The sequence below is a fragment of the Citrobacter amalonaticus genome (assembly GCF_001559075.2).
Taxonomy (GTDB): Bacteria; Pseudomonadota; Gammaproteobacteria; order Enterobacterales; family Enterobacteriaceae; genus Citrobacter_A; species Citrobacter_A amalonaticus_F.
The window spans coordinates 412,939-426,634 of the sequence record NZ_CP014015.2 but is presented as its reverse complement, the minus strand read 5'-3'; the positions used below and the strand labels follow the sequence as shown (position 1 = coordinate 426,634).

General features: G+C 54.1%; 12 protein-coding genes. 5 read left to right on the top strand and 7 right to left on the bottom strand.

Annotation, left to right across the window (positions count from 1 at the left end):
- Positions 1-15: 15 nt before the first annotated feature.
- The 3 genes from AL479_RS02070 to mgrA form a co-directional block, all read right to left on the bottom strand.
- Positions 16-1,575 carry a PTS transporter subunit EIIC gene (locus tag AL479_RS02070; protein ID WP_061074883.1) on the bottom strand — a complete coding sequence of 520 codons (1,560 nt, stop codon included), beginning with the start codon at positions 1,573-1,575 and terminating at the stop codon, positions 16-18.
- 128 nt (positions 1,576-1,703) lie between these two features.
- On the bottom strand, positions 1,704-2,030 hold the full coding sequence (gene ypeC, locus AL479_RS02065; RefSeq protein ID WP_061074882.1) for a DUF2502 domain-containing protein YpeC: 327 nt from the start codon (positions 2,028-2,030) through the stop codon (positions 1,704-1,706).
- Positions 2,031-2,156: 126 nt separating this feature from the next.
- Complete coding sequence (mgrA, locus tag AL479_RS02060; RefSeq protein ID WP_061074881.1) at positions 2,157-3,155, bottom strand: L-glyceraldehyde 3-phosphate reductase; 999 nt, start codon at positions 3,153-3,155, stop codon at positions 2,157-2,159.
- A 182-nt stretch (positions 3,156-3,337) separates the two neighbouring features.
- Between mgrA and AL479_RS02055 the strand changes: the two genes are divergently transcribed.
- Complete coding sequence (locus AL479_RS02055) at positions 3,338-4,993, top strand: alpha-keto acid decarboxylase family protein (RefSeq protein ID WP_061074880.1); 1,656 nt, start codon at positions 3,338-3,340, stop codon at positions 4,991-4,993.
- On the opposite strand, the gene AL479_RS02050 is transcribed toward AL479_RS02055, so the two are convergent.
- Entirely contained in the window at positions 4,994-6,229 is a 1,236-nt protein-coding gene (locus AL479_RS02050; protein ID WP_061074879.1) for an ion channel protein, read from the bottom strand. It lies immediately after the preceding gene.
- Positions 6,230-6,434: 205 nt separating this feature from the next.
- On the opposite strand from AL479_RS02050, the gene glk reads away from it, so the two are divergent.
- Together glk and AL479_RS02035 are read left to right on the top strand one after the other, a co-directional pair.
- Positions 6,435-7,400 carry a glucokinase gene (gene glk, locus AL479_RS02040; protein WP_061074878.1) on the top strand — a complete coding sequence of 322 codons (966 nt, stop codon included), beginning with the start codon at positions 6,435-6,437 and terminating at the stop codon, positions 7,398-7,400.
- 214 nt (positions 7,401-7,614) lie between these two features.
- The gene (locus AL479_RS02035; protein ID WP_061074877.1) at positions 7,615-8,154 is read left to right on the top strand and encodes a DUF2058 domain-containing protein; all 540 of its coding nucleotides are present in this window, start codon (positions 7,615-7,617) and stop codon (positions 8,152-8,154) included.
- Positions 8,155-8,161: 7 nt separating this feature from the next.
- Here AL479_RS02035 and AL479_RS02030 read toward each other — a convergent pair whose 3' ends face one another.
- Positions 8,162-8,860 carry an RluA family pseudouridine synthase gene (locus tag AL479_RS02030; protein WP_061074876.1) on the bottom strand — a complete coding sequence of 233 codons (699 nt, stop codon included), beginning with the start codon at positions 8,858-8,860 and terminating at the stop codon, positions 8,162-8,164.
- 189 nt (positions 8,861-9,049) lie between these two features.
- Here AL479_RS02030 and AL479_RS02025 point away from each other — a divergent pair, with 189 nt between their 5' ends.
- Positions 9,050-9,532 carry a cold-shock protein gene (locus AL479_RS02025; RefSeq protein ID WP_061074875.1) on the top strand — a complete coding sequence of 161 codons (483 nt, stop codon included), beginning with the start codon at positions 9,050-9,052 and terminating at the stop codon, positions 9,530-9,532.
- Between the two features lie 36 nt (positions 9,533-9,568).
- Here AL479_RS02025 and AL479_RS02020 read toward each other — a convergent pair whose 3' ends face one another.
- Both AL479_RS02020 and AL479_RS02015 read right to left on the bottom strand, forming a co-directional pair.
- On the bottom strand, positions 9,569-10,303 hold the full coding sequence (locus tag AL479_RS02020; RefSeq protein ID WP_061074874.1) for a LytR/AlgR family response regulator transcription factor: 735 nt from the start codon (positions 10,301-10,303) through the stop codon (positions 9,569-9,571).
- A gap of 14 nt (positions 10,304-10,317) precedes the next feature.
- A complete protein-coding gene (locus tag AL479_RS02015) occupies positions 10,318-12,015 on the bottom strand; it encodes a sensor histidine kinase (RefSeq protein WP_105291713.1) in 1,698 nt (565 codons plus the stop codon).
- A gap of 388 nt (positions 12,016-12,403) precedes the next feature.
- Here AL479_RS02015 and alaC point away from each other — a divergent pair, with 388 nt between their 5' ends.
- On the top strand, positions 12,404-13,642 hold the full coding sequence (gene alaC / locus AL479_RS02010; RefSeq protein WP_061074872.1) for an alanine transaminase: 1,239 nt from the start codon (positions 12,404-12,406) through the stop codon (positions 13,640-13,642).
- Positions 13,643-13,696: the final 54 nt, after the last annotated feature.

The window sequence follows — 13,696 nt, the reverse complement described above, 5'->3', positions numbered from 1 at the left end:
CCTGTCTCCTTAAGCTTATTTCGCGCCGACAAGGCGGTCATCTACCGCATTGCGGACAAATTCGACGTGTGGGCCAAAGACCACGTGGACATGGTTGCTGGAGGGAATAAAGGTGCCCAGCGATCCCGATTCTTTCAGCACGGCCATGTCCATTTTTTTCTGATCCTTTACATCGACACGCAAACGCGACACGCAGTTTTCAACATGTTTAATATTGTCGAATCCGCCCAGCCCCTGAATAACCAGTTCAGCGACCTTGTCGTACTCTTTATTATTCAGCAAGGTACTGTCTGATGTTTCACTTTCGCGTCCCGGCGTTTTTATATCAAAGCGAGCAATCGCGAAGCGGAAAACGACGTAGAAAACGACAAAGTTAATGGCACCGAGGAGCAGTAAATTCACCCAGTGCGTCTGTTCATACATCAGACCAAAAATACCGAAGTCGAAGATCGTGCCGCGAATATAGCCGATGGACACGTCCAGCATTTGCAAAGGAATAGTCAGTAAGCCGCAGAGTAGGGCATAAACGATAAACAGCTGCGGAGCAATAAACAGGAAGGAAAACTCCAGCGGTTCAGTGATATTCCCCAGCATGGCGGTGAGTACCACGGTCAGAATCATCCCTTTGGCAAATTTCTTATTCTTAAAATAGGCCATGTGATACATCGCCAGACCAATTGCCGGCACGCGGAATAGCGTGGTGAGCATTTGCGACGACGCCAGATAACTGGTGAGCGTAGGCATATATTCCTTCCAGGCAGGATGAGACGGGCCAAGCTCAAACAGGATCTTATTAATCGCAGGCAAAATACCGACGTACGTTTGTCCGTCAATGAGATAGGTACCACCAGCCGCGGTAAAGCGGACGGTAGAACTCAGTACGTGATGTAAACCAAACGGAATTAACAGGCGGTTGAGCGTCATGTAAATCCCGGCGCCAATATTAGGCGCCATCATAATGGTTGAAATGGCGCGCATACCCGCCGTAAAAAGATCCCAGATAAAAGGGATAATTAACCCCACGGGAATCGAAAAGGCGATAGCCAGAATCGCTACGGATTTCTTACCGCTGAAAAACGCAAAGGCGAGAGGAAGTTGCAATCGGTAAAATCGATCGGTGACTTTGGCCGCCAGCAGGCCGGCAATAATGCCGCCAAGCGCTTCGATTTTCAGCGTCTGAATACCGAGTACCATTCCTTGCCCCACCAGCGCCAGATCATCTTTTGCCAGCGTCCCCGCCAGTTTGAGGTGAACATGCATGGCGATAAGTAGTGTCAGATAGGCAACCACGGAAGCAAAAACCGCAATCCCTTTCTCTTTTTTGGACATGCCGTACGCCACACCCATCGCGAATAATAACGGGATATTGTTGAATACGACGCTACTGATTAATCCCAGCGAAGAAAGGATGGCTTTAAATAGTTCATTCCCCAGAAACGGGAGTTTTTCTATCATATAGCTCTGGCCTAACGCCGAGCTAATTCCCATGACCATTCCCACGGGCGCCAGTACGGCAATCGGCAATAACAGCGATCGACCGAATGTCTGAATTTCATTCTTAAAATTAGCATTCATAAATTAATCCTGACGTGAATTCTCATGAGGATAAGATACGTTCAGGATATTTTTGCTCAAGGGCAAATGGTGCAGGATAAAAAGCGCAGGATTTGACCATAAAAAAAGAGCCCGGAGGGCTCTTTATTTTAATGTCTGTGTCCGTGGCCTTTCCCGCGCCCGCGATGGTCGTCGCGATCGCGCCAGCCTTCCCGGTATCCGCGCTCGTAAGCATTACGCTTATCCCAGCCACGGTGATAGCCATTGTCATGTCGCCACCAGCGATTTTTACGCCATTCATAATTGCGATGCCAGTAGTCGCGGTCACGCCAGTGCCCGCCGTCCCAGTAGTTACCGTAATTATCGCGATCGCCAATTTGTAATTTTATCGATGGCAACAGGGTGATTTCGCCCGCGTTTGCGGCAAGCGGTGTAAAAGCCAGTAGGGCTGCCGCCAGAATCAGTGACCTGAACATGCTTTATCTCCTTCACGATCGAAGCCGTAGTCGGCCTGTTAACGTAATATTACGGGGCCGTAAAGCCCCATTTCATCGCCTTAACTCTTAAATCATGAATGAGAGCACGAATTGCTAAAAAGGCAGTTAACGCGTGCTGTGCAGAATGTTGTCGATATCGGCGCACTCCTGGTCGGTGAAATGACGATTGGCCAGCATGCCGACCGCATCTTCAATCTGCGCGGTTTTACTGGCGCCAATCAGCACCGAAGTGACGTTGTCGTTACGCAGCACCCATGCAAGCGCCATCTGCGACAGTTTTTGCCCGCGTTTCTCGGCCAACGTATTGAGTTGGCGAATGGTTTCCAGCTTCCCGGCGGTAAGCTGATCCGGATTCAGAAAACGACTTCCACTCGCGGCTCTGGAATCCGCCGGGATCCCGTTCAGGTAGCGATCGGTGAGTTGTCCTCCCGCCAGCGGGGAAAAGGCGATACTGCCCACCCCTTTTTCCTGCAACATCGTCAGCAGTTCATCCTCCACCCAGCGTTCAAACATCGAATATTTTGGCTGATGGATCAGACACGGCGTGCCCAAATCATTGAGGATATCGATCGCTTCACGGGCGCGATCGGCCGGGTAATTGGAAAGCCCGACATACAGCGCTTTCCCCTGACGCACGATATGGTCGAGCGCTTTCATCGTTTCTTGCAGGGGTGTTTCAGGATCGGGACGGTGGTGGTAGAAAATATCCACGTACTCCAGCCCCATCCGCTTCAGACTTTGATCAAGGCTGGCAATCAGATACTTGCGGGATCCCCAGTCGCCGTAAGGGCCGTCCCACATGGTATATCCCGCTTTGGTGGAGATAATCAGCTCATCGCGCCACGGTAAAAAATCTTCCTGCAGGATGCGACCAAAGTTGCGTTCCGCTGAACCCGGCGGCGGACCGTAGTTATTGGCGAGGTCGAAATGGGTGATCCCCAGATCAAACGCGCGCTGAAGCAGGGCCCGGCTGTTTTCCACCTGGGTGGTATCGCCGAAGTTATGCCACAGGCCAAGCGAGATGGCGGGTAGCTTCAGGCCGCTTTGACCGCAGCGGCGAAATGCCATTCTCTGATAGCGATTTTCATCAGGCTGGTAAACCATTGTCTTCCCTCGCAGTGAATTCAGCTCTCAAGTGTATACGTTTACACTGGTCATTTTTCAATGACATTTTTCACTGCGGAGACTGTAAATTCTGCTTTCCACCCTCATCGCCGCCACTTTCTGGACAGCCCCGACGCTTCTTCAATACTCAACATGAGGTTACCGTCAGAAGGAAAGCTGTCATGCAAACCCCTTACACCGTTGCGGATTACCTGCTCGACAGAATCGCCGGGTGCGGCATCGGGCACCTGTTTGGCGTGCCGGGTGATTACAATTTGCAGTTTCTTGACCATGTGATTGACCATCCGCACGTGCGCTGGGTCGGGTGCGCCAACGAGCTTAACGCCGCCTATGCGGCGGACGGTTATGCCCGGGTCGCTGGGGCCGGGGCGTTGCTGACCACCTTTGGGGTGGGGGAACTCAGTGCGATGAATGGCCTGGCGGGCAGCTATGCGGAATATGTCCCCGTTCTGCACATTGTTGGCGCTCCGTGTAGCGGCGCGCAGCGTCGGGGAGAACTGATGCACCACACGCTGGGCGACGGCGACTTCCAACACTTCTACCGGATGAGCCAGTCCCTGTGTGCGGCCAGCGCACTGCTGGATGCGCAAAACGCCTGTCATGAGATCGACCGTGTACTGAGTACGATGTTGACCGCCCATCGCCCGGGTTACCTGATGCTGCCTGCTGATGTGGCGAAACGCCCCGCGTTACCCCCTTCAACGGAACTGGCCCTCTCAGCACCGGAATCGCAGGGGAGTGTGGTGACGGCATTTCGCTACCATGCCCGACAAAAGCTGATCAACAGTTCCCGCGTGGCGCTGCTGGCAGATTTTCTCGCTGTCCGTTTTGGTTTGCAACCGGTCCTGCAACGCTGGATGGCCGAGACGCCCATGGCCCACGCCACGCTGCTGATGGGAAAAGGGCTTTTCGACGAACAACAGCCGGGATTTGTTGGCACCTATAGCGCGGGTGCCAGCAGTGACGACGTCCGTCAGGCGATAGAAGAGGCGGATACGACGATTTGTGTGGGCACCCGATTTGTCGATACGCTAACGGCTGGCTTCACCCAGCAACTGGTGCAGGAACGTACGATTGAGGTCCAGCCGCAGGCATCGCGGGTGGGAGACACCTGGTTTAGTGGACTGTCTATGGAGCAGGCGGTTACCACGTTACGTGAGCTATGCCTGGAGCTCTCCATTGCGCCGCCGCCCGCAAAACCTGCGCCCGTACAGCCGCACATCGAACGAGGTCCACTGACCCAGGAGAACTTCTGGCATACCGTACAGCAGGCGCTGGCGCCCGGCGATCTGATCCTGGCCGATCAGGGAACGGCGGCATTTGGAGCTGCGTCTCTGTCGCTGCCTGGCGGGGCGGAACTGATTGTCCAACCGCTCTGGGGATCGATAGGTTATTCGTTGCCCGCCGCGTTTGGCGCGCAAACGGCGGCACCGGAGCGTCGGGTTATCCTGATCACCGGCGACGGCGCGGCGCAACTGACCATCCAGGAAATCGGCTCCATGCTGCGCGACGGACAAACGCCGGTGATCCTGGTGCTGAATAATGACGGGTATACCGTCGAGCGAGCGATCCACGGGGAGAAACAACGGTACAACGATATTGCTTCCTGGAACTGGACGCAGATCCCTCGGGCATTCAGCCTTGCGGATCAGGCTGAATGCTGGCGGGTGACTCAGGCCATCCAGCTCGAGGAAGTCTTCGCCCGGCTGGCGCGTCCACAACGGCTCTCGCTGATTGAGGTTGTGCTGCCAAAGGCCGACTTACCCGCGCTGTTACGTCAGGTTACCCAGGCGCTGGAGTCGCGTAACAGCGGGTGACTATTTGTCCTCCCGGTTGGCGACCATCATCGGTTTGCCTGCCAGCAACAGCCAGGCCGGAAGCATCACAATACACAGCAGCGGCAGCAGGGTGGTATCCGGTACCACCACTGCGGCCATAAACAGGCTAAGCCAGCCGTCACGGGTGACGACCAGCACCAGGCCAAGAATAGCGCAGGAGACGGTAATGGCGGCCGGAACGGCTTCAACGTGCGCATGCAGCATCAAGCCTAACGCCACGCCGATAAACACCGCCGGGAAGATTCGCCCGCCGCGAAAACCACTGGCCGCTGCAATGACCAGCGCGGCGAGCTTAATCACCGCGAGCATAAAGAAATCCGTGGTACCGAGCGTCTGACTGAACGCCATCTGCTGCATTTCGTCCAGACCTTTAAACAGCGTCAGCGGCCCACCCATCACGCCGAGTAACCCTAACAGGAAGCCACCAACGCCGAGGATTAGCACCGGATTCTTCAGGCGATGCAGTAAAGCGTGCAGTCGGGGTAAGCACCAGACCGCCACCATTCCCGCGGCAATCGCTATCGCCGCCACTACAGCCCCGGAGAAAATGTCCACAATACGCATCTGGGTGTAATGGGCGACAGGGAGCGAGAAATGCGGATGGAAGAACAGGCTGGTAGTCAGTGAACCCGCCGCCGCCGCCATCAACGGCGCAAAGAGGCGATCCCACAAAGGGGTATCGTTCGAGCCGCTCAGGGTTTGCGAGAAAATCAGCGCGGCGGCGACCGGTGTGCCAAACAGGGCGCCGATGGTGCCGGCGGAGGCGAGAATGGTCCAGTCGAGGGCGCCAATCCGTGGGAAAAACCGACGGCCCAGCGCCACGGCTAACGCAATGTTAACAGCCATAATCGGATGCTCGGGACCGAGGCTGACGCCACCCGCCAGACCGAGCACCAGCGCGATGATCAGGCCGGGCAGCGCAGCCGGGGAAATCGGTGCGCCGATCAGCGGTTCGGTGGCGGGATCCGGACCGGCGTGCCCGGTGCTGTAGCGAATCACCAGACCCACCAGAACCCCGGTTAACGTCAGAGTGAGCATGATCCAGAGGGGGGAGTCGGCGGCGATCCCTACACTTCCCGGCAGACGTTGCCAGAGTATGCTCTGCAAGATGGAAGCGAACTTCATGACCACAATCAGGACTAAACTGGATGCAACCCCCAGAATCAGCGCGGGGAGCGACAATAACAACATGGTTCTGGCTCGCGGATGGAGCATGTTTTTTTTCCTTAATGCCGTGTCTTGCGTTCAGTTTGCCGCGTCAGCCGGATGGCATTGCTGCAAATGGTGCTGAAACGATAAAGTTATTGTGTGACCTGGATCGATATTTTCAGGGGACTCGCTTTTCTGACGTTGTTGTTATGCCCCCGTATATTTACAGTGTGGCAAAGACTTATTTTGACTTTAGCGGAGCAGTAGAAGAATGACAAAGTATGCTTTAGTAGGTGATGTCGGCGGCACCAACGCGCGTCTTGCTCTGTGTGATATCGACAGTGGTGACATCTCGCAGGCCAAAACCTATTCCGGTCTGGACTATCCCAGCCTGGAAGCTGTCGTGCGGGTTTACCTCGATGAGCACAAGGTGAAAGTGGACGCGGGCTGTATCGCCATCGCCTGCCCGATTACGGGCGACTGGGTGGCGATGACCAACCATACGTGGGCGTTTTCTATTGCAGAGATGAAAAAGAACCTCGGTTTCAGCCATCTGGAAATCATTAATGATTTTACCGCCGTGTCGATGGCGATCCCGATGCTGAAAAAAGCGCATTTGATCCAGTTTGGCGGCGCGGAACCGGTTGAGGGGAAACCTATCGCGGTGTATGGCGCGGGCACCGGTCTCGGGGTGTCGCATCTGGTTCATGTTGATAAACGCTGGGTCAGCCTGCCGGGTGAGGGCGGTCATGTTGACTTCGCGCCGAACAGCGAAGAAGAGGCGATCATCCTGGAGGTCCTGCGCGCTGAGATTGGTCACGTCTCTGCGGAACGCGTGCTTTCTGGTCCGGGGCTGGTGAATTTGTACCGGGCGATCGTCAAATCTGACGGACGTCTGCCGGAAAATCTGCAGCCAAAGGATATTACTGAACGTGCGCTGGCCGACAGTTGCACGGACTGCCGTCGCGCACTGTCGCTGTTTTGCGTGATCATGGGGCGTTTTGGCGGCGATCTGGCGTTAACACTGGGCACCTTTGGCGGTGTCTACATTGCCGGTGGCATCGTGCCGCGCTTCCTGGAGTTCTTCAAAGCCTCGGGCTTCCGGGGGGGATTTGAAGATAAAGGTCGCTTTAAGGCCTACGTTCAGGATATTCCGGTGTATCTGATTGTTCACGACAACCCCGGTCTGCTCGGTTCCGGCGCGCATTTGCGCCAGACCTTAGGTCAGATTCTGTAAGCCTTGTTCAACGGGAAAACCGCGTGTCCCACGCGGTTTTTTTCATCCTTTTTCCGCAATAGTATTCGCCCTCTGATTCACGGTTTATGGCTGAACAGCATGCGTTACCCCAGCCCGATCACAACGAGGCCCGTAAACCGCGCCTGCCAACTGGTATCGTCGCAAAAATTGCAGGTATAATCTCAGACATCATTCCACAGGTTTATAAGCAAAGATGACGAAACTTACCTTACAAGAGCAGATGCTAAAAGCGGGTTTAGTAACCAGCAAAAAGATGGCGAAAGTCCAGAGAACGGCTAAAAAATCACGCGTGCAGGCTCGTGAGGCAAGAGAGGCGGTTGAAGAAAATAAAAAGGCGCAGCTTGAGCGTGACAAGCAGCTCAGTGAGCAGCAAAAGCAGGCGACGCTGGCGAAAGAATTTAAAGCCCAGGTGAAGCAACTGATTGAAATGAACCGGATCACTGTCGCAAAAGGCGACATTGGTTTTAACTTCACCGATAACAATCTCATCAAGAAAATCTACGTCGATAAGCTGACCCAGACGCAGTTGATCAACGGACGTCTGGCTATTGCGCGTCTGTCTACCGATAACAGCGGTGAGAGCGAATACGCGATTATCCCGGCCAGCGTCGCCGATAAAATTGCGCAGCGCGACGCCAATAGCATCGTATTGCACAGCGCGTTGAGTCAGGAAGCGCAGGATGAAGACGATCCGTATGCTGATTTTAAAGTGCCTGATGATCTGATGTGGTAAGTCGCGTTCAGAACGGCGCGGCGTGATGCGCGTTGATGCGCTCCCCGCTGACGGGATGAGTAAAGCGTAATTCGCTGGCGTGTAGCATCAGCCGTGTGGTTCGTTCCGTACCAGGCAGCAGGCGACCGCCATACAGGTCGCAGCCCAGAATCGGATGCCCCAATAGCTGGCAGTGAATACGTAGCTGATGTGTGCGTCCGGTCTCCGGCGTGAGCTGGACCCGCGTCAACGGCAGTATGGTTCCGTCGGCCTGCTGTTGGTCAATACGCGCCACGACCTGATAACGCGATCGCGCGGGTTTGCCATTGACCGGGCAAATTGACATCAGCGGAAACCGTGCCGGATCGTTGGCTATCGGCGCATCAATCACCCCTTTGTCAGCGTTCAGATGTCCGCAGAGCAATGCGCTGTAGACTTTACTGACGGTGCGCTGGCTGAACTGGTGACAGAGGGCGGCATTGATCGCCTTATTACGCGCCACGACCATCAGCCCGGACGTGCCGAAATCCAGACGGTGGACCAGCGTGCAGCCTGGATATTGCTGAACCAGCCGATAGTGTACCGAATCGAGATTTTGTGGATTTTTCCCTGACAGACTGAGCAGCCCGCTGGGTTTATTGATCAACAGCAGGTGATCGTCCTGATAGAGCGTCTCTATCTCGTCGTTGCACGGTGGGGCAATAAAGGTATCAATAATCGTAGACATCAGGCTGCCCGGCGGGAAAGTGGATGCGGATGATAACCCATTTTCAGCCGACCGGCGAATGACGGTGGCTTCACTTTCCCTCGCGTCGCTGAAATTTATCATCCAGACTTAAGCCAAAGACGTGGCCTGCGCAGGCATTGTGCTTTACACTGCGCGCTGCAAAAAATTGAGTAGATTAACCAGACGGTAATGGCGATGAACGGAACAATCACAACGTGGTTTAAAGATAAAGGTTTTGGATTTATCAAAGATGAGAACGGCGATAATCGCTATTTTCATGTGATTAAGGTTGCCAACCCTGAGCTTCTCAAGAAAGATGCGGCGGTAACCTTTGAACCCACCACCAACAACAAAGGTCTTTCCGCGTATGCGGTGAAGGTCGTGCCGGACAGCAAATATATCTATATCGCGGGCGAGCGACTGAAGCTCACCTCGATTAAGTCATTCGTGGTGTTCAGCGAAGAGGTCCCGGCCGACACGCCGATTGATAAAGAAAATGCAGTGCTCTCTGTCGGGCTGCTGATGAGCAGCATCCGACCGAAAACCACGGCGACACCCGGTGAAATGCGCACGGTAAAAAAACTGGCGATCACCACCTTCCAGGGCACGACGTTAATCTTCTCGGAAGATGAGATTGATATTGAGTCCACGGTCAAAATGCTCAAAGTCTGATTTCCGTGCTGCCTGGCGGCAGCACAATTCAGCCGACTACAGATGCATTAATTGCCGGAATTCTTTCACCTTACTGCGGCTGACGGGAATTTCGAATTCCAGATCCTTGAGCCGCAGAATATAGGTATTGTTAAACCACGGCTCGATCTCGCGAATCTTGTTCAGGTTGACGCAGAACGAGCGGTGGCAGCGGAAAAAATGCGAGGGCGGCAGTTTGTTGCAGAACTCGGTGATGTTGATGGGCATCACATACGACTCCCGTCGCGTATAGACAAACGTCATTTTCTCATGCGCTTCGGCGTAATAAATTTCGTTGATCGGGGTGACGATGATCCGCTCATCTTTGATCAGGTTGATGGTGTCGTTTTCACGGGTGATAGGGCCGGCCGCAGCGGTGCCGGATTGCTGCTGATGCCAGGCCGCCTCCAGTTTTTGCAGCATCCCGACAATCCGCGATTCCTGATACGGCTTGAGAATATAGTCAAACGCTTCCAGTTCGAACGCTTCAACCGCATGTTCTTTCCACGCGGTAATAAACACAATAAACGGCTTATGGGCGAACTGGCTGATATTTTGCGCCAGCAAAACGCCATCCAGAGACGGAATATTGATATCGAGAAAAATGGCGTCGACGCGCTGATGCTGCAAAAACTTCAGTACATCCAGACCGTCGTCAAACGTCCCGACAATCTCCATTTGGCTATGTTCTTTAATCAGCCAACTGAGTTCCTGTTGGGCGAGGAATTCATCTTCAACGATGATGACTTTCACAGTGTTACTCCGGCTTAAAGCAATAACGTGGCGGGCGTAGCCGTTGCCGAACGCTGGTTGGGGACATAAAAGGCGATTTCGGTCCCAGGTTCCAGGCGGCGTATATGCAGGCCTTCACCATATAACAGCTTAACGCGATGATGGACATTAAGCAGGCCAATTTTATTGCCCGGCATTTCGTTGGATTCCACGCGCTCAATCACTTTCGGGTCGATACCGTGGCCAGTGTCCCTGACGGCAATACGCACCCGGTTGCCGCACTCGGCGACGCTAATCGTTACCACGCCTTTCCCTTTGCAGGGCTGAATGCCGTGGACGATGGCATTCTCCACTAACGGTTGTATCAGCAGGCTGGGGATGGAGCAGTTGACCTCTTCATCAATATCATAAATCACGGTCAGCTTGTCGCCAAAACGGGCCTGTTCAATGGCAATGTAATCCTTGATTTGATACAGCTCTTTTTTGATGTCGATCTGCTCGTCATAGTTTAACTCAATGTTATAGCGCAGATAACGCGACAAATTAAAAATGAGCTGACGGGCAGTGTCCGGATTAAGTCGAATCGATGACGAAATTGCGTTCAGGGCGTTAAACAGGAAATGAGGATTAATTTTGCTTTGCAGCGCACGTAGCTCTGCCTTATTTGCCATTTCTCGCAATTGCTCGGTGCGGGAGACTTCGAGTTGGGTCGAGATAATCTGCGACAGACCCACCGCCATTTCCTGCAATGACGAGGTGATCTGATGGGCGTGACAGTAGTAAATTTTTAACGTGCCGGTCACCACCCCTTTTTCCCACAATGGAATGACCAACATGGAGTGGATCTCCGGCGTGCGGTGCGCTTCATCATTGTTTTTAATGATGATTTCACCGTGATTGATCGCCTGCTGGGTGGTCGGGCTGACGAAGTCATCGTGGTTGCGGTAGTTTGCTTCCCCGACGCCGACGTAGGCCAGCACATGCTGGGTATTGGTAATGGCGACCGCATCGGCGTGGATATCGTGGCGAATGATTTCGCAGATCTGGCGCAGCGATTCGCTGTTGACCTTGCGAAACAGGGGCAGGGTTTTATTGGCGATATCCAGCGCCAGCTTGGCCTGCCGCGCGGCGCTCGCCTCTTTCTCCCCCTCAACGCTCTGAACCAGCAGCACGATAAACCCGATACAGACGCTGCCGAGGATCATCGGAATACCGATTTTCGAGACAATATCCAGCCCCAGTTCAGTGGTTGGCGCCCAGAGAACCACCAGAATCATCGTCAGCGTTTCGCAAAGCATGCCGCCTAAAATCCCGGCGCGCCAGTGTTGGGCTTTGGGGATCCTGCGGTTAATCCAGCCCGCGAGGCAGCCCGCCAGAATGCTGGTAATAAAGCAGGGGATCGCCGTTACGCCGCCAATGTCGATCAGATAACGGTGCGTCCCGGCGATTGCCCCCGTAATAATGCCGACCCACGGACCAAACAGGATGCCGCCGGACATCACGGCAATGATCCGCACGTTCACCAGTGACCCCTCTACCGGTACGCCGGACCAGGTGCTGAACAATGCGAACATCGAAAAAATCGCGGTGACGGCGAGCAGTTCCTTTGGCGTATGGGCAGACTTATGCAGCAGCTCGCGAAACAGGCGGATGCGGATGAGAAAGAACAGGCAAAATAGCATCAGCGCTGCGCGGTCAAACACGGCCAGCAGCATGGTAAATATTTCGTGCACGGGGGGACTCTTGCCAAAGGGTTAAAGTCCTATGATAGGTAACCGCAGGGCGGATGACCAGCCTGCTGAGATCTTGCGACTAATGAGGAAAAACCATAATTTTAAAAGGGGATTGTTGGTTGATTGGTGTATTTACAATACATCTCATAAAACGCCCGCTTTCATGGTTATTACCATAGCAACAAAATGTTATTGAAAAGTAACATTAAGCAGTGTGGAAAACCTATTATTTCCCCTTTTAAAATTGTCGTTCCTCTTTTGGTGACCGAAAAAATATTTTCCTTTCCCTCTCGACAGAAGGATTTTAATCAGGCTATTTTCTAAACATGCCACCATCGTGGCAGCGTCGCTCGGACGGTCCGGGCGCTAACGTGAATCTGAGGATATTATGGCTGACTCTCGCCCTGAACGTCGCTTTACGCGTATTGATCGTCTTCCCCCTTATGTTTTTAATATCACCGCTGAACTGAAGATGGCTGCGCGTCGGCGCGGCGAAGATATTATCGACTTCAGCATGGGGAACCCGGACGGTGCGACGCCGCCTCATATCGTCGAAAAACTGTGTACCGTGGCGCAGCGCCCGGATACGCACGGTTATTCCACTTCTCGCGGTATTCCGCGTCTGCGTCGGGCCATCTCCCGGTGGTATCAGGAACGCTATGATGTCGATATCGATCCGGAATCCGAAGCGATTGTCACCATCGGCTCAAAAGAGGGGCTGGCGCATCTGATGCTGGCCACGCTCGATCACGGTGATACGGTGCTGGTGCCGAACCCCAGTTATCCCATCCATATTTACGGCGCGGTGATCGCCGGCGCTCAGGTACGTTCCGTTCCGCTGGTGGAAGGTATCGATTTCTTCAACGAACTGGAACGTGCGATTCGCGAAAGTTATCCGAAGCCGAAGATGATGATCCTTGGCTTTCCGTCTAACCCGACGGCACAGTGCGTTGAGTTAGAATTTTTTGAGAAAGTGGTCGCGCTGGCGAAGCGTTACGATGTGCTGGTGGTGCACGATCTGGCCTATGCCGACATCGTTTACGACGGCTGGAAAGCGCCGTCCATCATGCAGGTGCCTGGCGCCCGCGACGTGGCGGTGGAGTTTTTCACCTTGTCGAAAAGCTACAACATGGCCGGCTGGCGTATTGGCTTTATGGTCGGTAACAAAACGCTGGTCAATGCGCTGGCGCGGATTAAGAGCTATCACGACTACGGGACGTTTACCCCGCTGCAGGTTGCTGCGATTGCGGCGCTGGAAGGCGATCAGCAGTGCGTACGGGATATCGCCGAGCAGTATAAGCGTCGCCGTGACGTGCTGGTGAAAGGACTGCATGAGGCCGGGTGGATGGTCGAAATGCCGAAGGCTTCGATGTACGTGTGGGCGAAGATCCCGGAACAGTATGCCGGGATGGGGTCGCTGGACTTCGCGAAGAAGCTACTGAACGACGCCAAAGTGTGTGTATCGCCAGGCATTGGTTTTGGTGATTACGGTGATACCCATGTCCGCTTCGCGCTGATTGAGAACCGCGATCGCATTCGTCAGGCGATCAGAGGGATTAAATCAATGTTCCGCGCCGATGGCTTGCTGCCAGCCGGGACGAAATCAACCTCTGAGACGCTTGAGTAAAACCCCGGTCCCTTCAAACGCAAACAGGAGCCATCGGCTCCTGTTTTCTTTGCT